The organism is Vibrio eleionomae (genome assembly GCF_009874545.1).
GTDB lineage: Bacteria > Pseudomonadota > Gammaproteobacteria > Enterobacterales > Vibrionaceae > Vibrio > Vibrio nitrifigilis.
The window spans coordinates 41565-67677 of sequence record NZ_WEKT01000010.1 but is presented as its reverse complement, the minus strand read 5'-3'; the positions used below and the strand labels follow the sequence as shown (position 1 = coordinate 67677).

Here is a 26113-nt window from a genome sequence, read left to right as displayed (position 1 = left end):
GAGCACAAAATTTGTGGATGATGTCATGCCTATGCCTTTTCTACTACCAATCAATGGAGAGTTGTCTTATGAGTAATTCTACTATTGCCTATTTTATCGCAGAGACGCTACGTCAAGCTGGAGTAGGTCGAATCTGGGGTGTAACAGGTGATTCCCTCAATGGTCTGAGTGACAGCCTAAGAAAAATAGGTGAAATAGAGTGGTTAGGCACTCGTCATGAAGAAGTAGCTGCATTTGCTGCTGGCGCTGAAGCTCATCTGTCGGGAGAGTTGTCAGTATGTGCTGGTTCATGTGGCCCAGGTAATATGCACTTGATTAACGGGCTTTATGATTGTCACCGTAATAGAGTACCTGTGCTAGCCATTGCTGCACATATCCCCTCAGCAGAAATTGGCACTAATTATTTCCAAGAGACTCACCCACAGGAACTATTTAAAGAATGTAGTGTTTTCTGTGAGTTAGTTTCGAACCCAGAGCAAATGCCGTATCTGTTAGAAACCGCAATGCGTCAAGCTATTTTGCACAATGATGTCGCCGTATTAGTACTACCTGGGGACGTTGCATTAAAAGCGATGCCCGAAGGTGTAAACCCTAAATGGTCGTTACCTAAACCCGCATTCTACGCTCCGCAACAAAGTGATTTGCAACAGTTGGCTGGTTATTTGAATAGTAGTCGTAAAGTGACCCTCATGGTGGGGGCTGGTGTAAAAGATGCGCATCAAGAAGTGGTGGCTTTAGCTGAGAAACTTCAAGCACCGATTGTGCATGCGTTACGTGGGAAAGAATACATCGAATACAACAACCCTTACGATGTCGGCATGACTGGACTGATCGGTTTTGCTTCTGGTTATCACGCGATGCGTGAAGCCGATACGGTACTGTTAATTGGTACGAGCTTCCCTTATCGAGCTTTTTACCCCGATAACGCGAAGATTGTACAGATAGACAATAATCCCGCTTCTCTTGGACGTCATGCTCAAATTGATTTTGGCGTTTTAGGGGATACTCGCAGTACCGTGACAGACTTGTTACCGCTTATCAATGATGATCGTTCGAGTAAACACTTAGAAAATTGCCTTGCTAATTATAAGGAAGCGCGCAAAGGCTTAGATGATTTAGCCAATGGCGAAACTAAGCATGGTTTGATTCATCCTCAATATTTGGCACGCTTGATCAGTGAAAAGGCGGCAGATAACGCTGTCTTTACCTGTGATGTTGGTACGCCGACGGTTTGGGCTGCTCGTTATCTTGAAATGAATGGTCAGCGGCGTCTGATTGGGTCGTTTAACCATGGTTCAATGGCTAACGCTATGTCACAAGCGATGGGGGCGCAGGCGTTAGACCGTAATCGTCAGGTAGTTGCGATGTGCGGTGATGGCGGTTTTTCAATGTTAATGGGGGATCTATTATCATTGAAGCAACTTAATCTGCCGATCAAGATTGTGGTTTTCAATAATCGTTCACTAGGGTTTGTTGCGATGGAAATGAAAGCAGGGGGATATCTATCCGATGATACGGATTTACATAACCCTAGCTTTGCCAAAATAGCTGAAGCATGTGGCATTAAAGGCATTCATGTTTCAGATCCAGAACAATTACCGGGAGCGTTAAGCGAAGCATTTGATTATCCCGATGCGGTGGTTGTTGAAGTCGATACCGCGAAGCAAGAATTGGCGATGCCACCGCAGATCAAAATGGAACATGCTAAAGGCTTTAGTGTGTACATGATGAAAGCGATTATTAATGGGCGTGGCGATGAAATCATCGAGCTAAGCAAAACAAACTGGTTACGTTAACTTTCGTTGTTCTATTATTTTAAAGCACCTAATTTTTCTATGAACGTACTCAACGTTCATAAGAAAACTAGGTGCTTTACTGTATTAATAGATAAGGACGGTTGATGAAAATCATAATCTTGCATGGGCTGTATATGAACGCTTTTGTGATGCAGCCGTTGCGTCAACGTTTACAAAAATTGGGTTATCAAACCAAAGTTCTTGATTACAGTACCGTTAGTATTGATGCTAACAAACTATATTCTTCCATTGATGATGCGTTAGAACCCGAAGGCAATAACGTTTTATTAGGTCATAGCTTAGGTGGTTTGATGATTCAAAACTATCTGACCTCACGCCATCCCTCTACTGAAGTTATTTCTCATGTTGTAACGTTAGGTTCTCCTATGCAGGGGGCTTCTATTATTCGAGTGATCGATGAAATGGGGTTGAGTGGTATTTTAGGCAACTCGATTGATTTTGGTTTGGAGCCCCACGAAAATATCTGGAGTTTTCCTCAAAAGTTAGGTTGTATTGCGGGTAACACCGGTTGGGGTTTTCGTCCGTTATTCATGGGCTTTGATTCAGAATCTGATGGTACAGTGACGGTCGAAGAAACCTATATTGAAGGAATGACCGATCACATCCAAACTGCGGATACACACCTAACGTTACTCTACAGCGATGAAGTAGTGAAACAGATTGATCATTTTATTCAATTTGGAAAATTTGCCATCAAAGAGCCGCCACAGAAAAAATAAACATAATCTTTGGGCTCAAATTATTACTCTTATCAAAGAATTACGATTAAGATGTTAGTATTGTAAGGATAGGAGAGAGTGATGGATAAAATCGATGCAATGCGTACTTTCAATGCTGTTGTTGCTGAGGGCAGTTTTGTCAAAGCGGCGCAAAAGCTTGATATCTCTCCTCAACTTGTTAGCAAGTACGTGGCTCAGTTAGAGGCGCAATTAAAAACTCGTTTACTCAATAGAACGACTCGGCGTGTTCATCCTACCGAAGCGGGATTATCTTATTATGAGCGCTCTTGTCAGGTGTTGCATGAAATAGAAGACATGGAAAATGCATTGTCTAACCTGCAAACACAGGTATCTGGAACATTACGTGTCAGTGCGCCAATGTCATTTGGTATTCAACATATGGCTGAGCCTCTCAATCAATTTCAGCAGCAGTATCCCGACATTCAGATCGAGTTAATGTTAACCGACCGCAAAGTTGATTTATTAGAAGAAGGCGTTGATGTTGCGCTACGGATTGGTCGACTTCAAGATTCAACATTAGTGGCGAAAAAAATTGCCCCAATTCGCTTAGTGGTGTGTGCCGCCCCGCACTATTTTGCTGAGCATGGAAAGCCGCAGAACATTAATGAGCTTAGCCAGCTTAACTATTTGCGTTTCACGTATTCTGATGTGAAATCGCTGCTAACACCTTGGCCTGAGCATCTTTCTACACAAGATTTCGTGAGTGATTTCTCCAGTAATAATGGGGATGTTATTGTTAAATGTGCCATACTTGGGCAGGGGTATGCTATTCAACCCACTTTTTTAATGGGGGATGCGATTAAGCAGGGGCAGTTAGAAGTGTTAGATGACTTTACTATTACGCCTCTTGGGCTTTATGCGCTCTATAATCATAGAGAGTATCTTGCGTCAAAGGTTCGCCATTTTATTGACTTCTTAGCGCAATATTTTGGGCATATTCCTCCGTGGGACAGTTATTAACAGTCGTCAAAAGACACAATAAGCGCATTAATAAATTAAGGCTGGGGTTTCTCGTCAACGATGATGAATAAAAAATCTGCAATATTTCGCCTTGTTGTGCTGACAATATTACTGATTAATATTGTTGGCTTTGCTTTGGTCTCTTTTCGTGTCTATGTCAGTTTAAATCAGTACGCTTATATTCAAACGGAAGAGATTTCCGTTCGCGTGAATCAAATGGTGCATGGCATCATCGATTCCTATAATCAGGACCTTGCTCATTTAGAATCAAACTGTCGTGAATTTCTACCTTTAGCTAAACAGAGTGCCTTAGCAAGCCCCTACACACGCTCGATTTCACTGACAGAGAAACAAGAGATATTCTGTAGCACAATCACGGATGAAAAGCGTATTTTCTTCCGCCGTCCATCGGCGGAAAATTTAATTAACCTTCACTACATTCCGCAAAGTCCCATTGTAAAAAATAGCGATGTATTTTTATTGATCCTCAATAGAGGTAATGTGCATGTCAATTTTGGTATTGATACATTTATATTTAAAAACATCCTAAATACGGATATGAACTATTTTTCTCCTGCTTTTTTTATTGATGGTTATTACATCAGTGAAAAGCGTACTGAAGCGATGAATACGCCACACTTGGAGCAATACGTTCGAGTTGGTAATCCTTATATCGATCTTTATTATCATTTAGATACCGAAAATTATGTTAACTATGCTCTTATTAACTATGCATTCATGTATTTAATGGTAACTGTATTTTCGTTTATTTGCGGCTTTGGACTTAACGTTCATTTATCACGTATTGATTGGCAGGTGTTTGCTATTTCAAAAGCGTTAAAGAAAAGGCAGTTTGTCCCTTATCTTCAGCCGGTTTTCGATCGTAATCGGAATTTGGTTGGCGCTGAAGTGTTAGTTCGTTGGATACACCCTAAGGTGGGGATAATATCGCCTGATGACTTCATTCCTAGTGCAGAAATAAGTGGGCAAATTAATGATATTTTCACTCAGTTAGTCGAACAGTTAGTTAAAGCGTTTATACCGTATCAGAAGCATTTTACCGATGACTTTCACTTAGCGCTTAATGTCAGCGCTCCACAGTTAGCCCATCCCAATTTGATTAGAGATTGTAAGCATATTCTCTATCGCTTAAATAAACATAATTTTCATTTAATCGTTGAACTCACCGAACGCGTGCACATTCCACAAGATGATCTGTATCTGCAGGGAATTGTTAACATTAAAAATCAAGGTATAAAGATTGCATTAGATGATTTTGGTACAGGACATTCTTCTTTAAGTTACTTAAAAAAAATTAAAATCGATTTTATTAAAATTGATAAAAGCTTTGTCGATATGATTGGTGAAGAAGAGTTTCGTGATCATATCGTTGCTAACGTACTTGATTTGGCCGATCGTATTGGAGTTCCCGCAGTGGCTGAAGGTGTTGAAACGGAATATCAGCAATCTTATCTTCTCAAGCACAATGTTGCTTACTTTCAAGGGTATTTTTATGACCGCCCTGTCTCACTAGATATGTTTATCGAACGTTATCTACGTATATCCAAGTAATCTATCCGCTTTTTAAAACCATTGTAATAGTATGGTTATGTGATTAATGTCACAAAAAAGGTTTACTTAGCACGCTAACTATCTTATATTAGTTAGCGTGCTAAGTTTTCAAGGACTCCTCATGTTTCACGATACTGACATTTTTCGTCAATTGTCGCTTGCTGAGCGGCTAGCTCGGGTTTCTCGCCTGTGGAAAATGGCAGCTGACCGTGAGTTAGCGCCGTTAGGTTTAACTCATCCTCGTTGGACAGCGTTATGGAAATTACAGCGTTTAGGCGATCACATTAGTCAAAAGCAATTGGCTTGTGCGCTCGAAATTGAACTGCCTTCTTTGATGCGGACCTTAAATCAATTAGAAGAACAATTATTGATAACAAGACATCCTTGTGAGCACGACAAACGTAGCCGTATTGTCTGTTTGACACCTGAAGGTCAACAACTGCTTACTAAAATGGAGACCAAAATCATGCGAGTTCGTAATCAGATCTTAGCGGAAATCTCCAATGAGGAAGTTGAAACGTTATCGCTGCTACTTGAAAAAATAGCAGACAACGCGTTAAGCACTCTTAGCGATTAGTACCACCCTTTCAAAAGAGAAAAAACCATGACTCCAGATCAGAAATTTGCCCGCTGGATAAAGATTTCTTGTGCGGCATTTTTGGTAATGTTTGCCTATTTTATGTTGGCAGACTTAACCATGCCGCTTACACCACAAGCGTTAGTTACTCGAGTGGTGACAAAAGTTGCTCCACGCGTGAGTGGGCAGGTTATATCGATTAATGTAAAGAATAACCAATCAGTGCACAAAGGTGATGTACTGTTCAATATTGACCCTCAGCCATTTCAGCTTGCTGTAGAACAAGCAAAAATTAACCTCGATAAAGTGAAGCAAAATAACGCTCAACTTGATGCTTCTATCGCGGCGGCTGAAGCGACGGTTGAAGCCAATAAGGTCATGACCGGTCAAAAAGTCCGTGAAGCGGCGCGTTTAAGAAAATTGCTTAAGCGCAGCGGTACTTCTCAACAGCAATATGATGATGCCAACAGTGCTGCTATTGCAGCGAAATCCAATTGGGATGCTGCCAAAGCTCGTTTGCAAGGTTTAATTGTTAGCCGTGGTTCCGTTGATGATGAGAAAAACGTGAATGTTCGTGCTGCTCGTAACCAATTGAATCAAGCCGAACTGAATTTAGCGTATACCAAGGTTGTTGCTGAACATGATGGTATCGTAACCAACTTACAACTGAAGGCGGGGACATTTACACCTGCTGGTAGCCCAGTGATCGCTCTTGTTGATGATGCCGTGGATATTATCGCGGATTTCCGTGAAAAAAGTTTACGTCATTTCACTTCTCATAGTCATGCCTACGTAGCGTTTGACCGTATGCCGGGTGATATTTATGCGGCAGATATTACTTCAGAAGATGCAGGGGTAAGTGCGGGGCAGTTTGATGCCAATGGTCGTCTTGCGACACCATCAACCTCTAACCGTTGGGTACGTGACGCGCAGCGCATGCGTTTGCACTTGAAACTTGTCGACAATGTGGACAAAACCATGCCTGCTGGCGCAAAAGCGACGGTTCAATTAGTTCCTGATAATGGCCTAGGTGCATTTTTTGCCAAGTTGCAAATCTACTTTATCAGTATTTTACACTACGTCTACTAAGTAGGAGTTGTGATGAAATTGTGGGATCACCCAATGTCTGAAAATGATTTCAGACAGTGCTTAAGAATCGCGACAGGCTCTGCTCTTGGGTTCACTATCTGTAAGATTTTTGGCTGGAGTAATGGGGTATTCTTCACAGTAACACCAGTACTGCTATTGGGTATGGTGCCAGTGATGAATATGCATGCAGCTCGGCAGATGATAGCTTCTTCTGTGGTGGTGGCGTTAGAAATGGGACTGATTGGGGGGCTGTTTGGCGGTCACCCAGGCATGATGACCATTTTGGCTTTCTTCATGTTTTTGCTTAACTTTGCTTGTATGTCGAAAGGCAGTTTGTTCTTATTCGGCGCCAATAGTGTCTTGAACTTAAGTATCATGCTGCATTTTGGTAGTTATCAAGCCACGGACATGAATGATTTTATCGAAGTGAATATGATGGCGGCATTCTTATCCATCGGCATCGCTTACTTGATGATGTTTGTTTTCCCCGATGTCGAGCCAAGGCAACCAAGACCAGCACCAGAGCCAAAACAATCGCATCGCATGCGTCATGAAGCGCTTATGGGAGCAACCATCGCGACGGTTTCGTTTCTAGTATTTCAGATGGCCGATCTTAAAGACTCGATGTCTGCTCAGGCAACGACTATTTTGATGATGTTTCCAATGCATTGGAATGGTGCGATGGGCTATGCTCGTAAAAGGGCAATGGGGACGATTATGGGGGTGTCATTTGGCATCTTTTGCCAAATCATCTTATACGATTGGTCTGACATGCTGCTATTCGTCGTGCCTTTGCTTTGGATTGGCGTAATGATATTTGGTTATATGCACGTGAAAGAAAGCAGTGGTTCAGGGGCTGGCTTTGGTGGCATGACAACCCTAGGTATCTTATTTGGTCAATATTTAAGTCCGGGCGGCGATTTAGTGTTTAGTGCGTTGTATCGGGTGAGCAGCATTCTGTTTGCCATTGTCGCTACGCTCTTAATTACTTATGCTGTGCACATTCTCCTGAATCGGTTTGAATCGACACGCTTTACTAATTAGTTTGACCCGTCCTAAGATAGGTTGACAGTTTTTAGGCCAGCTTCAGTAGCTGGCCTTTTTGTTTTTCTATCGCATGGCTTGAGGTTCATTGGGTATATGTTACATTTCCTTCTTCGCCCGTGATAAACGGGAAATAAGGATATTAATCATGACACAGATGACCCAAGCCTTTGTAAATTCAGGCGTACGTTACACCCCACATTATTTTTCTTTGCCTCTGGATTACCAAAAACCGGATGGTAAACAACTCACCATTTTTGCTCGCGTGGTTGAAACTGCTGCTGGCGATAACAGCCACAAACCATGGCTAGTGTATTTTCAAGGTGGTCCAGGTTTTCCTTCTCCTCGCACAGATGCGAGCTCCGGCTGGATGAAACGAGCGTTACAGCAATTTCGTGTGTTGCTGCTTGATCAACGTGGCACCGGTTTGAGTACGCCAGTGACCCACGAAACACTCGCTAATCTTGCACCAGAAGAGCAAGTTCATTACCTAAGTTTTTTCCGTGCAGATAACATTGTGCGTGATGCTGAGAGTATTCGTCAGCAGTGGAATATCGACAAATGGGCGATTATTGGTCAGAGTTTTGGGGGCTTTTGTTCTCTCACATATCTATCTCTATTCCCACAAAGTGTATTGCGTAGTTATATTACTGGCGGTATTCCATATATTAACGCCAGTGCCGATGACGTTTATCGAGCGACATACCCTAATACATTCCAAAAAAACCAAGCCTTTTTCCGTCAATTTCCAGAGGCTCAAGAGCAATGCTGTGCTATCGCTGATTATCTACTGGAACATGATGTGCGTTTACCCAATGGGCAACGCTTTACCGTAGAGCAATTTCAGCAAATCGGTATTCATTTCGGTATGAGTGATTCGTTTGTGCCTACGTACTTTACGATAGAAAGTGCGTTTGTCACTGTTGATGGCCAAACTCAACTTAGCTACAGTTTTTTAAATGCGATGCTGATGGATCAGGTATACCAAACCAACCCTATCTATACCATTTTACATGAGTCGATTTATTGCCAGGGCAACAATGATGCTTCTCGTTGGGCGGCTCATCGAGTACGCCAAGAGTTTGATGAATTTAACTATCGTTCGGGTAACCCTTTCTACTTTACCGGTGAAATGGTCTATCCATGGATGTTTGATCAATTCGAGTGCCTAAAACCGCTACGCGAAGCGGCTAATAAACTTGCTGAAAAAGAAGATTGGACGCCTTTGTATGACGAGAGTGTGCTGTCTGGTAATCAAGTGCCAGTAAGTTGTGCAAGCTATGCGGAGGATATGTTTGTTGATATCGATTTAACGCGCAAGACATTACAGTTGATGCCAAATACTAAAGCTTGGATTACAAACGAATATGAGCACAATGGGCTTCGTGCTGATGGTGAGAATATCCTTGATCGCTTAATCGAGATGGGAGAGCAAACGGCAGCTGAGTTAGGATTACCTTTGTTATAAAAACACCGCCTTTATGTGTAAATCAATGCAGCTTAATCGATGATTAAGCTGCATTATTGTTTGGATTCCAATTCCATTACGACTTCCTTCTATGACCGGATGTAATTAGCTATCACGACCAAGGAAACGTTTAGCAACAATAGTGTGCCCATCGTTATCTTCAACGGCGAAAGTCACAGCGTGAGGTTGGTTGCCTTTGTTTGATACACTGATTGAACCATTGTCAGCTGTTTTTAAGTCGCCACTCTGAGTTAATGCCGTTGCCCCATCGACGTGTACTGGGTAACCAGAAACCGCTTGGCCATCTTTAGTTACTGTTACCATAGCTTTGTTGGCATGGCTGAATACGTGCAGTTGTAGATCTGCAGCAGATGCTGCAAAAGTGGTTGATAACGCAGTGAGAGCGAGGGCAGTTGTTAATGTTTTCATGTTGTACTCCTTTTGTACGAAGGTTATGACTTAGGTTTTATTAGTTATCGGTATTAGCTGTTACGGCCTAAGAAACGTTTTGCAACTATGTTGTTGCCATTATCATCAGTGACAGTAAATTTCACAGACTGTGGCTGATTACTTAAATTTTTCACTGATACTGAACCATTTTCTGCAGTTTCTAGATTGCCGTTGGTTGTAAGGGTGCTAGCACCTTGAACAGAAACTGGGTATCCAGAAACGGGTTGACCATCTTTAGTTACGGTCAAGGTCGCATTATTGTTATGGCTAAATACGTGCAGTTGTAGATCCGCAGCAGAGGCAGCAAAAGTGGTTGAAAGTGCAGCAATGGCAAATGCAGTAGTTAATGTTTTCATAATATTCTCCTCAAATTCTTTTTTAGTGTTTCATTTCTTTATCAGTACTTAATTAAGTGTTAATTAACTTTCTCGTCCTAAAGTTCTTTTAATAACAATTGGTTGGCCATCTTTTTTACTATTAACGATGAACGTAATTGTTTCTGGTTGATTGCTGCGGTTAATGACAGTCAGTGACCCCTGTTTTGCTGTGTGGTCATTAATTTCATTTGTGGCTTTATCCGCACCTACGACTTGGATTGGATAACCAGATACTGAACGGCCATTTTCAGTCAACGTGATTGTTGCTTGGTTATGTATGGTAAATACATGTGGGGTTAAATCAGCAGCGTTTGCAGCAGTAGCAAATCCTGAAGTAATAGCTGCTAGGGATAATGCGACAGTAAGATTTTTCATAATGACTCCTAAAGAATTTTTTAGAATGTTTCTTCGTTATCGAAGCGATGAATATAGAATAGAACTTCAATATCATTCGATCGATAGATAAATTTGAAATACAATGTTCAAATTTTTCGAATATCTGGATTGTTGTATTGTTTCCATGTTTTTAAAATATCTTTATAAACTCAATGATTTAAAATCTATTATTATTGTTTTAGGTGGTCAATTTAATAAAACAGTGTGCAAATAAGAGATAAGTACATTAAAGACCATCTAAATTTTATTAGTTCAATAATATTGAATTTCTTGTTGAGTATTTTCGATAAACAGAGAGGTATCTCACGGAGAATGGCCGCCTGAATAAAAGCGGTATACAGTAACTAACGCCTTTAAATGAGATTGTTTACTAATCCGTTGAGATAATGTTGAGGTCCATTTCTTAACAATCTTGATTGTTGCAACCAAGGTCTTATTATCGCTACAGCACATTAACTGTTGCGATTTGAGATACGCAAAGCGACTCTGACTCAGAGGCTCTGTAATCTGTTGCTTCACTTACTGAGACAATCACAGCAAGTGACGGCACTATGCTCGTTCATATACTCAAGCCACTTTAGGATGTTGTTTCAATGAGAAGGTATTTGCTCTGAATCCAGCATCTTGAGGCCATTTGAGTTTATCTATTCATCTATGGTGGTTTGAATACCTGACTAAACGACTTAACTTGAGTAGCGATTCAAGTTTCGCTGGTTAGTCCTCATGTTTAAGTCGCATGCATCTTAACCAATCTGTGGTTTAGGTATTCAAATTGCATCAGATAATGACGATTGATTCCGCCAATCGATGAATACACCTTAGCACTGTGATCTGGCTCACGTCCTAAAATTTATAAAAATTTTTATTTTTATATTTTTAGCTGTACTCGCATTAGAGTTTTTATTCTAAAAATGACGTTAAAACATAAGGTTAATGCTTTATAGTCTGCTGCACCAAAGTGAGTCAATTTTGACAAAAGAAAAGAGTTACATTTTTATTGCATTATTTTTGTTATGTATACACAAAGTGTGAGGGAATGAAGCATTGAGTGTTAGATGTGGTTTGAACAAAAATTTAGAGTATTTGTAAGTCAATCAGTGGAAATTAAAGTCACATATTATCGTGACCATCTTGTGTTTTTCATATTACATAATTAATCACTAATGTAGGATTTTTATTTATTAATAAATTTAACGAGAAACAAGAAGATTTTGTATTGATCTATTAGATGTAAATAGAAATAATTATCAATGCTAGCGTGTTAGATTTGTAAAGCGTCAATAAGGTGCCTTTTTCATCAACACATTCATTGCTTTGTAATAGAGTCCGTATGACTCGTAGGCATTTTTATATTGAGTAGGTAATAACATGAAGTGGTTTTCTCAGATAGCACGTGGTGCTTTGGTAGTGATATTTAGTTTAGGTCTTTGTGTCCCTTCTTATGCTGTGACAGTAACAGATAGCCATGGGCAATTTACAATCAATCACACCCCTAAGCGTGTCGTCGCGTTGGAATTTTCGTTTGTCGATGCTTTAGTCTCTGTTGGGGTTAGCCCGGTAGGTATTGCGGATGATAATGACCCTAATCGTTTGTTGCCTGCTGTACGTAAGCAACTTGGCCAATGGAAATCTGTTGGTACTCGTTCCCAGCCGAGTCTAGAAGTTATCGCTTCTCTAAAGCCTGATCTTATTATTGCTGACGCTGATCGTCATTCAGCCGTATTTAAAGAACTGTCTAAGATTGCACCAACATTGTTATTGCCATCACGTCGTGAAACGTATCAAGATAATTTAAAATCGGCAGCTATTATTGGTAAAGTCATTGGTAAAGATAAGGAAATGCAGGCTCGTTTAGCGCTACACCAAAAGCGTATGAAGGGTTACGCTAAACAGTTAGTTGCTTTAAAAGGTAAAACCATCCAATTTGGTGTTGCACGTGAAAATGGTTTTTATGCTCACTCGTCAGACTCATACGATGGTGGCGTGATTGCCTCTCTCGGTTTAACGTCTCCTGCTGGTTTAAATAATGAACAAGCGTCGCGTTTAATCAGTCTAGAGCAGCTACTGGGGTTAAATCCAGATTACCTAGTCGTTGGTGATTATGTAAAAGATAACATTACTAAAAAATGGCAGAAGCAATCTCTTTGGCATGTGTTAAAAGCCGTTCAAGGTCATCATATCTACCATGTAGATGGTAACATGTGGGCTCGTTGTCGTGGTATTCTCGCGGCAGAATACATGGCCCAAGATTTATTGAAGTTGGTTAAAGCTTAATGCTAAAGAATCATCACTGGTTTTATACGAGCGTGGTATCCACGCTCGTTTTGTTTTTAATCCTAGTTATGTGGATAGGTTTATTTGCTTATTCTGCTGTGCCTATCTCTCCCTCAGACGCTTGGTTTGGTATCTGGCAACCTAAACCTAGTGTTGTTGCTCATATTATTGTGCAAGACGTCCGTCTACCGCGAGTACTAGAAGCCATGCTCGTCGGAGCTTGTTTATCCACCGCTGGGGCGTTAATGCAAGGTTTGACTCGTAATCCGTTAGCTTCGCCAAGTTTATTTGGTGTTAATGCGGGGGCCGCTTTGGGGATGGCCCTAGTCACTACTGTTTTTTCTCTTAATTCTTCGATCACCTCGCCAGTGGCTGCTGTGCTGGGGGGATTATTTGCATGGATATTGGTAATGATACTCGGCGGAGCTTGGCGCGCAGGGACCGAGCGAGGCCAATTAGTGTTGGCAGGTATCGCTATATCAGCGTTATGCGGCGCTTTGACTAAAGCGAGTGTTATTTTGGTAGAAGATCAGGCAGTGAGTGTCATGGCCTGGTTGGCGGGTTCTTTCGCTAATGTGCAATGGCAGAATTGGTCATGGAGTTGGCCTGGGTTGTCGGTTGCTCTGATTGTTAGCCTATTATTAGCACCAAAAATTAATTTGCTTGCAATGGGAGATGAGCGAGTTAAAAGCCTAGGCGTTAATTTAACTGCTTTACGTTTTATCATTGCTTGTACAGTACTATTGCTCGTCGGTATCAGTGTCAGTACCGTCGGTGCGCTGTCTTTCGTTGGGTTGATTGTACCTCATTTAGGTCGTCTGCTTGTGGGCTACGATTACCGTCGTTTGATTCCAGTTACTATGTTGCTTGGTGCGATTCTTACGGTGTTAGCCGATATTGTTAGTCGAGCTGTAATTTTCCCAACCGAAACCCCAGCGGGCGCAGTATTAGCGCTGATTGGAGCGCCAATATTCATCTATCTAGTGAGGAAAAGCCGATGAAACACCCTCTTAGAGTGATGATAGTATTGCTTGGACTTGTTGTTGTGATGGCGGTATTGAACCTGTGTTTAGGGGCGATAGATTTATCATTGTCACAAGTTTTCCATGGTTTAAATAAAGGCGGCGAGCAATATTTCACTGTACATGAATACCGTTTACCGCGAATTTTTATTGCCATATTTGTTGGCGCAATGTTGGCAAGTGCTGGGGTATTAATTCAAGGTGTTATTCGTAACCCGCTTGCTTCTCCAGACATTCTTGGTGTTAGTCATGGTGCTGGGTTAGCTGCTGTTGTGTTGATGACCTTACTACCGGGTGTTTCTGTCTATTGGTTGCCAGCAGCTGCTTTAGCTGGAGGTATATTGGCTGCAATTATTCTGGCTATGGTATGTGGTAAACATACTCAACCGGTGAAATTGGCGATTACGGGCGTTGCACTTTCTGCGCTATTTGGTAGTGCAATTGATTTTCTGATGTTAACGAACCCGTTAGAAATCAATAATGCGCTACTTTGGCTAACCGGTAGCTTATGGGGACGTAGCTGGGAACAATGCTGGATGATTCTACCATGGCTGGTATTACTCCCAGCGGTACTGTGGTTGAGTCAGCAACTGAATTTATTGACACTTGGTGATGAACGAGCAAGTAGCTTGGGCGTTTCGGTGTATGCGGTAAGAGGCGGTGCATTATTGATTGCAGTGTTATGGACATCGGCTTGTGTCGCGGTATGTGGTCCACTCAGTTTTCTTGGATTGGTTGCTCCTCATTTGGCGCGTCAACTCGTCGGCGGACGCCATCAGATATTATTACCCGCTGCGATGTTAGTCGGAGCATTACTGCTATTAGTTGCGGATCTGGTTGCGAGAATTATTCATCCGCCGATTGAGCTTCCCGCCGGCATTATGACCGCCATTATTGGGGCGCCTTATTTTTTATATCTATTAGTTAAAATGAGATAAATGATGAACTTAACAACGAAAGATTTACATCTTGGTTATGGCAAGCAATCCATAGTTAAGGGCGTCAATATTACTATTCCTGAACAAAAAATTGTGGCTCTTTTGGGGCCTAATGGTTGCGGTAAATCCACCTTATTAAAAGGACTAGCGCGAATATTAGAACCTGAATCAGGCACTGTTTTTTGGAATGGCCAAGAGATTCACTCAGTATCTTCACGAGAACTCGCTCAACAATTAGCATTATTACCTCAAGCTCAAGAGCCACCCGAAGGCGTCACAGTACGCAATGTCGTCGGTTATGGACGCAGCCCATATACTGGCTTTTGGGGGCAGCTTGCGACAGATGACAAAACAATGGTTGAGCAGGCGATGCAAGCAACCGGGGTTACTGAGCTTGCTGATACACTGATTACGGATCTTTCCGGTGGTCAACGCCAACGAGTGTGGCTTGCTATGACTTTGGCACAAGATACGGATTACATCTTATTAGATGAACCGACAACCTATCTAGACCTTAATCACCAAGTAGAATTAATGAAATTGATGCGTCGATTAAATCAGCAAGGTAAGACGTTGATTACCGTTTTGCACGATATTAATCAGGCATGTCGTTACTGTGACTATTTAATCGTGATGAAGGATGGGCAGGTGGTGACTCAAGGAGAGCCAGAAAAAATATTGACTGCAGAATTGCTGCAATCGGTATTTGAACTTGATGCTGAGATTCACCGAGACCCGATTGCCGGGACTCCGATGTGTGTCGTTAGAGACTAAAAAAATCCGCCATCTTGGCGGATTAAAGTATCCATCTATAAATAAGGATGCTGGAACGCATAAAGCCACAGCGTTGCCGCACACACAATGAACATGATTAATACATAACGCCAATTTAATCGTAGCAGTGTCTTCGCTTGTAAATCATAGCGAGATTGAATACTGAGTTGTACCCCAGAAAATGATGAGAACGTAATTCCTAAAGACCAACCCATCAAAAGTGTTAGGCCGAGTAAGTTAGGATCGGTGACGGAAGGCGCAAGAATACTGCCAGCTAAAACAACACTGGTCACCGGGTGCATACCTGTCATTGCAAGCACAACGAGTACCAAAAGCGTGATGATGGCGGCTACAGCTCCAAAGTGGTCTGGTGCGAGTTGAATATTTAATGAAGTAAGAATCGATGCGACACCAGATGCCAGCATTGCAGCGGCGGCGAAGAGTACCACTTCACCTGCAGAGCTCGCAACGCCGACTTCAATATGGCGTTTAGCGATTTTTGGCCTTTGTTTGCCTTTTTTAATAAATAGCCATAAAGCAATAAAGGTGACCGATGTCAGCGCAACCAGAGATAGCACACTAGCATTAGGCCAAATGTTGTGTTCAACGATAACAATGATTGCGAGCAGGCAAGGCATCCACAGTGATTGGACTCCGATGGGGTATCCCAAACATTGCTCCGCATCAGGTTGATTACGAATTTCCCAAGCACTTAACAGTAAAGCGATAATACTGACCGGAATACCATAAACGATCAGTGTACTTAGATGTGAGCCAGGAGCGCTCGTTAATGTCATGCCCATCGCAGCAAAAAAAGGGGACCAGAACGCACAAATCGCAAAGCCGCGTAAAAGAGTTAAACCTTGAGTTGGTGAGAGTGGACGTTGCATGGCTAATTTATCACCCACAATGACGACAGATGACATATTCAACACTGCGCCAAAGAGATGAACACCGAACAGTGTTTTTGTTAGAGAATGTCCTCCCTTAGGGAGAGCTTCTTTTGTTTGGACGTTATCGGCAGCAAAAATACGCAAAAAACCAACGCCAATAAGCATGGTGACTACCGTTTGGTTGGCTTCCAGAGTACGAATGAAATAACGAGCATCAAGATGATGCATGGTTCCATACAGTAAACCGAACATCCCGAAGATGACCAAGATGATAATTTGTTTTTTTTGTGTCGGTTTAACGTAAGGGAAAAAGAAGAGGGAGCTTATCCAAATAGGGACACCAGCCCAGTAGGAAGGCAATAGGTTCAGCAGTTCAGAACTTAATGATAAAACCAGGCTGACAATCATTAGCCAACCACATAGCGCGGCTATTTTGGGATTCATGGTATCGTCGAATTATTGAGTAAAGGTCATGCTAAGCGAGAAGTTAGCATGTAGGTAATGTGATTAGTATCACATGAAATTTGGCGATAATCTACCCAATAAAATCGATTTGTCACAATTTGTTAACGCTAAAACCTATTGGCTAGCCGTGAACTAGCCGCGTAAACAGGTTTGAAAATAAGTGACTTCTTTACTTGGTAACCGATATACCGTTGCTGGCTTCCCGCCGCGGCCTTTACTTGAAGAGGCGAGCTTGTTAGCACTAACGATAACCCCTGTATCAATTAGACGGCGCTTAACTGTCATACGGTTTACATCAACACCAAACTTGGCATAAGCATCAATAATATCCGCCACCAAAAATTCTGTTTCCAGAGAGAATAACACCACGGATGTATATTCGACCGCCGCTCGAAGTTTACTCCAAGCATGTTTAATTTGAGAGCTGTGGTCAAAAGCTAAGTTCATTTCGCCTTTAAGTAGGTCTTCTAAATCAAACCAATCGGCGCGATCTTTGTCCATGCCGGAGTTATCAATTTGCTCGACATTGGAAGGGTTTAATAACGCATAATGAGAAATACTGACACTCCAACCATCAGGGTCGCGCTTTGGATTACCATTTACGATGGGATCACTTATAAAGTTAGGATAAGTATGAATTTTTTGACGACAAATGCGGCGTCGCGCTGAATCGAAATCGTCATCTGCGGGGTCTCCGCCCTTCGTTGACCAGTCTTCATCGTAAACTAATCCTCCTGGGATGGCCCATTTCCCGCAATCAGGACGTGTAGGGTTTTGTCGTTTTACCAGCAGAACCTGAATACCCTTAGGAGTGAGACGTAAACAGACTAAATCAATCGAGACAATCATAAAGTATTCCTAATTATTGATGGCACCATTCTAGGCATGCGTTAAGTTTTGGTCAATTGTAAATAACAGAATGTGACAAACTAATTTTTACAATTTAAAGATTGCCTCGGTTCATTAGGTAACTTATTGCGATAATTTGATTTGTATGTAACAAAAATGGAACATGGGAGTACATTTGTGCTAAATAGGTTTGTCACATAAGTTGACAAACCTCGCAAACTCGCTTATTGTCGCACAAAAGGTTAGCAACATAATGTTACTAACGTGATGAAAGTGAAATGAAGGACGGCATAATGAACTCTCGCCTGTTTTCTCCACACATTATTCGTAGCTTGCTAGATTTGGATGCGTACAAAATTACGATGATGCAGGCTATCCACTCTCTTTATCCTGACGTACAAGTACGTTATGAACTGATTGTGCGCAGTGATGAAGATGTCAGTGATCTTCTTGAAGAAGTCCGCACTGAAATTCGCCAGTTAGCATCACTACGTTTTTCTGATGCTGATATTGTGTATCTGGAGCAAAGCTCGCCACATTTGAAGCCCGCTTTCCTTCAATCATTACGTTATTTCCATTTTCAACCTGATCGCCAGGTTCACTTTGGGGTGATCAAGCATGATGGTAAAGAGCAGTTGCGTATAGGTATTGAAGGATCTTGGCGTGATACGATTCTTTATGAAACTATCGTAATGTCTATTTTATCTGAGGTACGGAGTCGTCGCCGTTGGTCTGAAGTGCCAGAGACACTACCAATGGATATTTTAGACGGTAAAATCCAGGCGTTGAAAGCCGAGATTAAACGCCGTGGGATTACTAATTTCTCATTAACAGAAATGGGAACTCGTCGCCGTTTCTCCGGTCAAGTTCAACGTGATGTGATGGAATATCTAAAAAGAGAGATTCCTGAGTTGCTACTTGGTACCAGTAACTACCATTTTGCTCGTGAGTTTAATTTAAAGCCAATTGGTACAATTGCCCATGAATGGTTTATGGGACATCAAGCTCTGGTGAATGTGAAAGATTCACAGAAAATCGCCCTAGAACAATGGTTACGAGCATTTGATGGCCAGTTAGCGATAGCACCAACAGATACATTAACCATCGATGCTTTCCTCGAAGATTTTAATGTTCATTTAGCAAAAGCTTATGACGGTATTCGTCATGACTCAGGCAACCCATTCGTTTGGGGGGATCGCATGATTGAACACCTTGAAGGGTTGGGCATCGATCCTATGTCGAAAGTATTTATCTTCTCTGACGGGTTAAACTTTGATGAAGCGTTGGAACTGTGTGAATATTTTGCTGGTCGAGTGAGAATTTCATTCGGGATTGGTACGTTCTTAACTAATGACCTTGGTGGTTGGACAAATACCAAGGGTGAGGCTTATAAGCCGCTTTCCATTGTGGTTAAATTGACAGAATGTAACGGTCGTCCAGTGGCTAAAATCAGTGATGAACCTGAAAAAGCGATGTGTGAAGATCCGATATTTCTCGCTAACTTAAAGCGTCGTTTTAACATTGATGTTGATGTCGATGATTTAATTGCTGAGCTAAAACGTCAAAAGCGGACCAAACGTCAGTATATCGCTGCAGCTTAGTTTATAACGGTTGAACACTCTTTCTTTAAGCCCTTGTTAGATGACTAACAAGGGCTTTTCTTTTATTCTCATTGAACTAACACTTTGGGGGTTGAACTTAAAGGGGTTGTCCGTATTGCTTATGGGGACGCTCAATCAGCAAATTTACGAAGCGACTCTCATTAATCAAGCTAGTGTTTCGTTATTGTAAATAACGGTATAAATATTTCATTTATAACTGTAACCTATCACTCATATTCATTGCTGTTTTAATCAATATCTCTATGAACTACATAAGGAAAATGTTATGGATTACGACCCGATCAAAGTTGCCGTTGTTGGCTATGGTTTTTCTGCGCAAACTTTCCATTTGCCTTTTATTAACACATTGGAGCAATTTGAGCTTGCTGCGATCAGTTCTAGCAAAAAGGAGCAAGTGCTTGCCGATTGGCCACAAGCGACCTATTTTTCAAGTGCTGAACAACTTATCCAAGAAAGCAACGCTGAGCTAGTGATTATTACAGCACCTAATGATGTGCATTACTCTTTGGCTAAACTTGCTTTAGAGAATGATAAACATGTCATTATCGAAAAACCGTTTGTGACTCGAGTTACTGATGGTGAATCTTTAATCCACCTTGCTGAAGAAAAACAACGAGTGCTTAGTGTTTTTCAAAATCGACGTTGGGACAGTGACTTTTTAACCCTGAAAAAAGTGGTTGAAGATGGGCAAATCGGTGAGGTTAAATTCCTCGATTCTCATTTTGATCGTTTTCGTCCCGATGTGCGTCAACGTTGGCGTGAACAGGCTCAAGATGGCGGTGGGATATTATTTGATTTAGGGGCACATCTGATCGATCAAGCTGTCGTTTTATTTGGTCAGCCTTCTTCTGTGACTGCGCAGTGTTTAAATATGCGGCCTGGATGTGAAACCGTGGATTTCTTTAATGTGATACTTCATTACAAAGAACGGTTAGTTCAGCTCCATGGTAACTTATACAGTCCTGAGCCGAATGTCCGCTATAAGGCGTTAGGAACTAAAGGTAAGTTCTTGAAGTTTGGACTTGATCCTCAAGAGCCTCAACTGATTTCAGGAATGACACCAACTGATAAAGGGTGGGCCGTTGAAAGTCCTGATAATCACGGCGTGATTTACCATGAAGATACCAAAGCAGAAGAGGTCATTTCACAAGTCGGTGGCTATGAGCACTATTTTATGGCACTGGCAGATGCCATTCGAACTGGTACTGCTAATCCGGTTCCCGCCCAAGAATCACTCAATACTATTCGTATCATTGAAGCGGCAATGGAAAGTAGCCAAACAGGTCGTTCTATCACGTTGTAGTCGGACTGCTAAAAATGAAGCCATACATCCCAGTATGGTTTCGTTCTTTACACTGTAAATACAAGTTAACTAGCAGGTTTTTCACACTAAAGAGTTGGCGAGTAGCGCACAAATCGGTGTATTTTTAGTACACTGACTCTACAGGATATGGAGATAGGGACAAATCCATGAAAGAGCTCAACTGGACTGAGTTTCGTCAAACATTACATCAAACCCCAGAGTTAGCGCTGCAAGAAAAAGAAACTGGGAATTTTATTAAATCTTACTTTAAGTCATTTGGTTTCGATGAACTTGTTGAAGGCATTGCTGAAACAGGTTTCGCTTATGTTTTTTATGGTCAAGAGATGGGCCCAACAACATTGATTCGTTGTGAGCTTGATGCATTACCTATTGTTGAACAAAGTGATGTGGACTACCGGTCTCAATATGATGGCATAGCGCATTTATGTGGCCATGATGGGCATATGAGCATCGTAAGCGCTCTAGGTGAGTTTATGTCACAGCATAAACCAATCAAGGGTAAGGTTATATTGCTTTTTCAACCAGCAGAGGAAACGGGGCTAGGGGCTGTTGCTGTCTCTCAGGATCCTAAGTTTTTAGCGCTTGCACCTGATTATGTTTTCGCCTTACATAACTACCCTGGTCTGAGGCTTGGTGAAGTGGCGGTTAAGTCTGGGCCATTCAATTGCGCATCAAAAGGAATCATAATCCACTTGCGAGGTAAACCTACGCATGCAGCACATCCTGAAGATGGTATTAGCCCGGCGTTGGCTATGGCTGAACTGTTGCAAGGTCTAGGAAAGTTACCGACTAAAACAGACGAAAAAACGTGGGTAACTATTATTCATGCTCGATTAGGTGAGATTGCTTTTGGTACCGCTCCTGGTGATGCGGTTGTTATGGCGACCTTGCGTAGTGAAACCAATGAAGGGATGTATTTCCTACAAGATACAGCCACGTACTTTGCTCGTGAAGTCGCAGAACGGTATGGACTCCAGTGGGCAATTGATTATCAGGATGCTTTTCAAGCCAGTATTAACTCTCCTGAAGGATTCCAACAAGTAAAAGATGCCTGCCAATCACTGGATATCCCTTGCCATGAATTGGAGCAGCCCATGCGTTGGTCGGAAGATTTTGGCCAATTTACCAACGTCGCGGAAAATGGTGCCATGTTTGTATTGGGAAGCGGTGAAGAGTGCCCACAATTACATAATGAGCACTACGACTTTCCTGACAGTCTTATCCCTGTGGGACGCGATATTTTTGCACAATTAGTTCGTCAGATTAATGGACTTGACGAATAAACGTCGGCGTGACGTCTATTGTGCTCTTGTCCAATGCAGTGTTGTCCAGTTTGGTGTCTCAGCCCATTTTTCTAAGTGGCGATCTGGGTTGATTAAGTAAGCGTAATCACTATGTTGGCACAGTGGTAAGTCATTGATGGAATCGGTAAAAAAGTGTGTTTCATCGAAGGTAACATCGCTACCATCTAGCCATTGAGCCAGACGTTGTACCTTTCCTTCACGGTAGGTGGGAATGCCTTCTATTTGCGACGTGTATTTATCTTCTTTGATTTGCATATCAATACCGAGTGCTTCGGAAATCCCCAAACGTTGGGCAACTGCTTGAACAATAAAACTCACAGTGGCTGAAATGATAACTACTGGGGTTTGACTGCATTTTAGATTATCTAACAGGGTCTTGGCTTGAGGAAATACCCTGTCCATCACTTTAGTATCAATATATTCTTGCACGAGTTTGTTCACGACGCTTGTGGAAAGCGTCAGAATGGGTGCCAATGTATATTCGAGATACTCTTCCATATCGAGTTTGCCATCAGCATAGAGAGCCATGAGCTCTCTATCTTTTTTCAAGAAGTTTGGGTCTGTTGCAATCCCTTTTTCCACTAAAAATTGGTTCCATAACATGGATGTATCACCGTCAATTAATGTGTCATCCATGTCAAAAATATACAAAGCTTGAGACATACTACGCTCGCACAGGTTGGATTTCGTTAAGGTCAAAAAGTAATTCTAATGATGTTCCTTCGGGAAACAATCGTTTTGAAGATCGGTTTAATAAATCGACCGTTAATTCGCACTGTTCCAACGCGACTCGGTAACGAATAACATTCCCCAAGAGTTGATGATCGAGTACTTTTGCTGTCTGAGGTGCAGAAATATGCGTTCCGTAATTTCTCCCTTGCTCCTTGATATAGATAGATTCAGGGCGTACAGCAACTTTGGAGTCGGTATCAATAGAAAAAAGGCGGTTGGCTAAAGGGGCATCAATCACATTGTAATTACCCATAAAACCGGCGACGAACTCATTAGCAGGTTGGTTATAGATCTCTTCAGGTCTGCCTTGTTGGATAATTTTGCCACTGTCCATTAAAAAAATACGGTCAGAAAGTGTCATGGCTTCTTCTTGATCGTGAGTCACAAACACGGTCGTGAGATTCAACTCTTGTTGGATTCGGCGAATCTGATTACGTAAATGACGTCTGATTTTCGCATCAAGAGCCGATAAGGGTTCATCTAGAAGTAAAATATTAGGTTTTACGATGAGTGCACGAGCTAATGCGACGCGCTGACGTTGTCCACCAGATAATTGGGCCGGATACTGTTTTTCTTTGCCTTGCAGTTCAACTAACTCAATAACTTTACTGATTTGCTTAGTTCTTTCAGCTAATGGCATTTTTTGCATTTTTAGCCCAAAGGCGATGTTTTGTTCAACTGTCATATTGGGGAATAAGGCGTAAGATTGAAACACCATACCGATCCCACGCTTTTGCGGCGCTTGATGAGTGATGTCGACGCCGTTGACGATGACTTGCCCACCGTCTACAGAATGCAGCCCAGCTAGGCTGCGTAATAACGTTGATTTACCACAACCACTTGGACCTAATAACGTGATGAATTCACCTTGTTCAATATCGAACTGAATATGATCGAAGACTGTGTTATCGCCAAAGCGTTTGGTCAGTTGTTGAACCGTTACATAACTCATGATTTAGACCCCAAGCGGCTTGCTAGCCATGTCGATAAAAAGATAAAAATGAAGTAAGTCATCACTAACGCAGAGGTGTAGTGACCGCTTTCTGCGCGTACGCTGTAGAGATAGATCTGTAATGTTTCAAAGCGAGTGCCCACTAACATGTTGGCAAAGACAAATTCACCTAATAAGAATGAGAAAGCTAAAAATAGCGATGCCATCAACCCTTTTTTAAGGTTGGGTAACACGATTAAGAAAAAAGCTCGGGGAGTGCTTGCTCCGAGTAGATGAGCCGCATCCATCAAGTCGCGTAAGTTGATAGCAGTGAATGCGTTGGCGATTGCACGATACATAAATGGTAAGGCAATCGTGAAATAGGTGCCAATCAATATCCAAGGTGTACCAATTAAGGACACAGAGCTATCCGCGTAAATTTGTAACATGCCAACAGAGGATACGACAGGTGGTACCGCAAATGGCAATAATATTAGTAGATTCATTAGCCTATCGAGTTTTGGAAAGTAGTAAAAAATCACAAAAATCGCAGGTAAAATTAATACGCAACTGAGTATTAGAGCGCTGATACAGATAAATAGAGAGCGTCCAAATGCGGCCAGAAAGCGTGGTGTAGTGAGTAATTCACGATACCAGCTAAGAGTAAATCCTTCAGGTAATATGGTTGCTCCCCAATGGGTGGATAAGGAATAAGCCAGTGTGGCGATAATCGGAATTAATAATAGCCCGACAATGGTGTACACCACGATACGGTGAAAAATAGGGTTACTGTTTTGCATGGTAACTCCTTGCGATTAACCATTGGTTGATTCCGGTAATGATGGCGAGTACGACGATCAATACGACTGAAATCGCTGCGGCCAAATTAGGTTCTAAGAACAGGTCACCAGCAACCAAACTCGCTATACGTATGGTAATCATGTTGTAGTTACCTCCAGTGAGAGCGTAAACACTGGCGTAAGCACCCATTGCATTCGCAATTAAGATAATAAATGTACCGAGTAATGCGGGAGTTAACACTGGAAGTGCAATTCGAGTCCAGTATTGCCAATGATTAGCACCAAGTAGGGCAGAGGCGGATTGCCAGTCATCTTCTAACGCATCAAAGGCAGGATAAAGTAGCAGAGCTGCTAAAGGTATTTGAAAATAGATATAGAGAATGAGCAATCCCCATTGACTATATAAATTGAATGTTTCGATGCCTAGCCAATTTCTCATCAGTAGTGTCACGGCACCGTTTGAACCAAGAATAATGATAAAAGCGAAGGCCAGTGGAACGCCTGCAAAGTTACTGCTCATGTTTGTAAAAGACACGATAGCATTTCTTAACCGTCCACCCACTCTACGTAATGAACTGACCAGCAAAGCCGCGATAGCCAGGCCAGCGATGCTTGACCACCACGAGATCCATAAGCTATGAGTAAAGCCTTGTTGTATGAAGGGCGAGTCGATGATCTCTTGATAGTTATCTAAAGACCACTCGTCATCAACCTTAAAACTATTGACCAAAACCCAAATAAGAGGCGCTATTTGAAATAAATAAAAGAACACGGCAAAAGGAGATAGGCACGCCAGTGGTCTCAATTTTTTTACGCGGGAAAGCGCACTGAAGGTGCGCTTTGTTTTCATATTTTGTTGAGTGAGGACGATTGATTTCATGAGGTTAATACTCCCTGAGGATAGGGTTTTTCATGTTCCAATCCTAATAGCTGGCAGACGAGACCGCAGATCTCGGTTTGTTTAATGGGAGCATCATGCTGACTAAATTGCTCACCGATAACAAACAGCGGGACAGCTCGTTCACACTCTAAAATCCCCCCATGACTTTTGTCATTATTCATACCATGGTCGCTCGTAATTAATATCTGATAACCATCTTCAAGCCAGTTATCGATAAAGTGCGAAAGAATGACATCAATGTGTCGAGCGGTATTGCGGTACTCACTACTATCTAAGCCAAACTTGTGTCCCATATCATCGATATTCATTGGATGGAACAGTAAAAAATCAGGTTGGTATTGGCGACGTAAGTAATCGCCATCAAGAATTAACGCTTCATCAGGATAATGATCCCAGTGATAAAAGCAGCCATGCTGGATATTTAGAGATTCATCATGAGTAACACGATCGCGCACTGCATCGTAAGGCGCACGATTATATAATTCACTAACCCAGTGATATGCCGCAGCGGCGGTGACGCGATTCTGTTGTTTTGCAAGACTAAAAATCGAGTCGTAATGGGAAAGACGTATGACATTATTACTCACAATTCCGCTTTGAGTTGGAGTGACTCCCGTGAGTAAACACTCGTAAAGCGGTCTAGATAGAGAAGGTAGCTCAGATTGCAGCTGATAAAGCGCTGCACGTTTTTGTTCAATCAAGCCTTGTAAGTAGCCCATACAATCATGGGCTACGTGGTAATTAAGGCCGTCAAGAATAACAAGGATAACCTTATTTTGCATGACGATGCTCCT

Annotated in this window: 25 protein-coding genes; 15 read left to right on the top strand and 10 right to left on the bottom strand. The window is 42.0% G+C overall.

The annotated features are described in order from the left end of the window. Nucleotides 1-68 precede the first annotated feature (68 nt). From poxB to F9817_RS07985, 8 genes are all read left to right on the top strand, one after another. Nucleotides 69-1796: a ubiquinone-dependent pyruvate dehydrogenase gene (gene poxB, locus F9817_RS08020; RefSeq protein ID WP_161154444.1), complete on the top strand. Its 1728-nt coding sequence runs from the start codon at nucleotides 69-71 to the stop codon at nucleotides 1794-1796. A 104-nt stretch (nucleotides 1797-1900) separates the two neighbouring features. After that, a complete protein-coding gene (locus F9817_RS08015) occupies nucleotides 1901-2536 on the top strand; it encodes a PGAP1-like alpha/beta domain-containing protein (protein WP_161154443.1) in 636 nt (211 codons plus the stop codon). A gap of 81 nt (nucleotides 2537-2617) precedes the next feature. Beyond that, a complete protein-coding gene (locus F9817_RS08010) occupies nucleotides 2618-3517 on the top strand; it encodes a LysR family transcriptional regulator (protein WP_161154442.1) in 900 nt (299 codons plus the stop codon). Nucleotides 3518-3577: 60 nt separating this feature from the next. Beyond that, nucleotides 3578-5089 carry an EAL domain-containing protein gene (locus F9817_RS08005; protein WP_161154441.1) on the top strand — a complete coding sequence of 504 codons (1512 nt, stop codon included), beginning with the start codon at nucleotides 3578-3580 and terminating at the stop codon, nucleotides 5087-5089. Nucleotides 5090-5210: 121 nt separating this feature from the next. Then, a complete protein-coding gene (gene slyA / locus F9817_RS08000; RefSeq protein WP_161154440.1) occupies nucleotides 5211-5666 on the top strand; it encodes a transcriptional regulator SlyA in 456 nt (151 codons plus the stop codon). Between the two features lie 27 nt (nucleotides 5667-5693). Further along, the gene (locus F9817_RS07995) at nucleotides 5694-6755 is read left to right on the top strand and encodes an HlyD family secretion protein (RefSeq protein ID WP_161154439.1); all 1062 of its coding nucleotides are present in this window, start codon (nucleotides 5694-5696) and stop codon (nucleotides 6753-6755) included. A 12-nt stretch (nucleotides 6756-6767) separates the two neighbouring features. Then, a complete protein-coding gene (locus tag F9817_RS07990) occupies nucleotides 6768-7799 on the top strand; it encodes a DUF2955 domain-containing protein (RefSeq protein ID WP_161154438.1) in 1032 nt (343 codons plus the stop codon). A 148-nt stretch (nucleotides 7800-7947) separates the two neighbouring features. Beyond that, the gene (locus tag F9817_RS07985; RefSeq protein ID WP_237476205.1) at nucleotides 7948-9267 is read left to right on the top strand and encodes an alpha/beta fold hydrolase; all 1320 of its coding nucleotides are present in this window, start codon (nucleotides 7948-7950) and stop codon (nucleotides 9265-9267) included. Between the two features lie 105 nt (nucleotides 9268-9372). Here F9817_RS07985 and F9817_RS07980 read toward each other — a convergent pair whose 3' ends face one another. From F9817_RS07980 to F9817_RS07970, 3 genes are all read right to left on the bottom strand, one after another. Next, the gene (locus tag F9817_RS07980; protein ID WP_161154437.1) at nucleotides 9373-9696 is read right to left on the bottom strand and encodes a hypothetical protein; all 324 of its coding nucleotides are present in this window, start codon (nucleotides 9694-9696) and stop codon (nucleotides 9373-9375) included. 53 nt (nucleotides 9697-9749) lie between these two features. After that, nucleotides 9750-10073 (bottom strand): hypothetical protein, encoded by a 324-nt coding sequence (locus F9817_RS07975; RefSeq protein WP_161154436.1) that lies wholly within the window; start codon nucleotides 10071-10073, stop codon nucleotides 9750-9752. Nucleotides 10074-10136: 63 nt separating this feature from the next. Then, entirely contained in the window at nucleotides 10137-10469 is a 333-nt protein-coding gene (locus F9817_RS07970; protein WP_161154435.1) for a hypothetical protein, read from the bottom strand. A 1389-nt stretch (nucleotides 10470-11858) separates the two neighbouring features. Here F9817_RS07970 and F9817_RS07965 point away from each other — a divergent pair. The 4 genes from F9817_RS07965 to fecE are packed head-to-tail and all read left to right on the top strand — an operon-like array spanning nucleotide 11859 to nucleotide 15498. Further along, on the top strand, nucleotides 11859-12764 hold the full coding sequence (locus F9817_RS07965) for a Fe(3+) dicitrate ABC transporter substrate-binding protein (protein ID WP_161154434.1): 906 nt from the start codon (nucleotides 11859-11861) through the stop codon (nucleotides 12762-12764). Continuing rightward, a complete protein-coding gene (locus F9817_RS07960) occupies nucleotides 12764-13765 on the top strand; it encodes an iron chelate uptake ABC transporter family permease subunit (protein ID WP_161154433.1) in 1002 nt (333 codons plus the stop codon). The genes F9817_RS07965 and F9817_RS07960 overlap by 1 nt, the downstream gene beginning before the upstream one ends. Next, complete coding sequence (fecD, locus tag F9817_RS07955; protein WP_161154432.1) at nucleotides 13762-14724, top strand: Fe(3+) dicitrate ABC transporter permease subunit FecD; 963 nt, start codon at nucleotides 13762-13764, stop codon at nucleotides 14722-14724. The genes F9817_RS07960 and fecD overlap by 4 nt, the downstream gene beginning before the upstream one ends. Before the next feature lie 3 nt (nucleotides 14725-14727). Then, on the top strand, nucleotides 14728-15498 hold the full coding sequence (gene fecE / locus F9817_RS07950) for a Fe(3+) dicitrate ABC transporter ATP-binding protein FecE (protein WP_161154479.1): 771 nt from the start codon (nucleotides 14728-14730) through the stop codon (nucleotides 15496-15498). Between the two features lie 35 nt (nucleotides 15499-15533). On the opposite strand, the gene F9817_RS07945 is transcribed toward fecE, so the two are convergent. Both F9817_RS07945 and F9817_RS07940 read right to left on the bottom strand, forming a co-directional pair. Next, entirely contained in the window at nucleotides 15534-16835 is a 1302-nt protein-coding gene (locus F9817_RS07945) for a hypothetical protein (protein ID WP_161154431.1), read from the bottom strand. A 153-nt stretch (nucleotides 16836-16988) separates the two neighbouring features. Beyond that, nucleotides 16989-17705: an NUDIX hydrolase gene (locus F9817_RS07940; RefSeq protein ID WP_161154430.1), complete on the bottom strand. Its 717-nt coding sequence runs from the start codon at nucleotides 17703-17705 to the stop codon at nucleotides 16989-16991. Nucleotides 17706-17998: 293 nt separating this feature from the next. Here F9817_RS07940 and pncB point away from each other — a divergent pair, with 293 nt between their 5' ends. The 3 genes from pncB to F9817_RS07925 all read left to right on the top strand — a co-directional run bounded on the left by pncB (nucleotide 17999) and on the right by F9817_RS07925 (nucleotide 21934). Then, nucleotides 17999-19306, top strand: coding sequence for a nicotinate phosphoribosyltransferase (gene pncB, locus F9817_RS07935; RefSeq protein ID WP_161154429.1), 1308 nt, complete (start codon nucleotides 17999-18001; stop codon nucleotides 19304-19306). Nucleotides 19307-19592: 286 nt separating this feature from the next. Continuing rightward, nucleotides 19593-20630 carry an oxidoreductase gene (locus F9817_RS07930; RefSeq protein ID WP_161154428.1) on the top strand — a complete coding sequence of 346 codons (1038 nt, stop codon included), beginning with the start codon at nucleotides 19593-19595 and terminating at the stop codon, nucleotides 20628-20630. A 167-nt stretch (nucleotides 20631-20797) separates the two neighbouring features. Then, nucleotides 20798-21934 carry an amidohydrolase gene (locus F9817_RS07925; RefSeq protein ID WP_161154427.1) on the top strand — a complete coding sequence of 379 codons (1137 nt, stop codon included), beginning with the start codon at nucleotides 20798-20800 and terminating at the stop codon, nucleotides 21932-21934. A 15-nt stretch (nucleotides 21935-21949) separates the two neighbouring features. Here the strand turns inward: F9817_RS07925 and F9817_RS07920 are convergent, their stop codons facing one another. The 5 genes from F9817_RS07920 to F9817_RS07900 are packed head-to-tail and all read right to left on the bottom strand — an operon-like array spanning nucleotide 21950 to nucleotide 26101. Further along, on the bottom strand, nucleotides 21950-22618 hold the full coding sequence (locus F9817_RS07920) for an HAD family hydrolase (protein WP_161154426.1): 669 nt from the start codon (nucleotides 22616-22618) through the stop codon (nucleotides 21950-21952). A 1-nt stretch (nucleotide 22619) separates the two neighbouring features. Next, nucleotides 22620-23639 carry an ABC transporter ATP-binding protein gene (locus F9817_RS07915; protein WP_161154425.1) on the bottom strand — a complete coding sequence of 340 codons (1020 nt, stop codon included), beginning with the start codon at nucleotides 23637-23639 and terminating at the stop codon, nucleotides 22620-22622. After that, a complete protein-coding gene (locus F9817_RS07910) occupies nucleotides 23636-24418 on the bottom strand; it encodes an ABC transporter permease (RefSeq protein WP_161154424.1) in 783 nt (260 codons plus the stop codon). The genes F9817_RS07915 and F9817_RS07910 overlap by 4 nt, the downstream gene beginning before the upstream one ends. Further along, nucleotides 24405-25298, bottom strand: coding sequence for an ABC transporter permease (locus F9817_RS07905; RefSeq protein ID WP_161154423.1), 894 nt, complete (start codon nucleotides 25296-25298; stop codon nucleotides 24405-24407). The genes F9817_RS07910 and F9817_RS07905 overlap by 14 nt, the downstream gene beginning before the upstream one ends. Beyond that, nucleotides 25295-26101: an alkaline phosphatase family protein gene (locus F9817_RS07900; RefSeq protein WP_161154422.1), complete on the bottom strand. Its 807-nt coding sequence runs from the start codon at nucleotides 26099-26101 to the stop codon at nucleotides 25295-25297. Before F9817_RS07900 ends, F9817_RS07905 begins: the two co-directional genes overlap by 4 nt. Nucleotides 26102-26113: the final 12 nt, after the last annotated feature.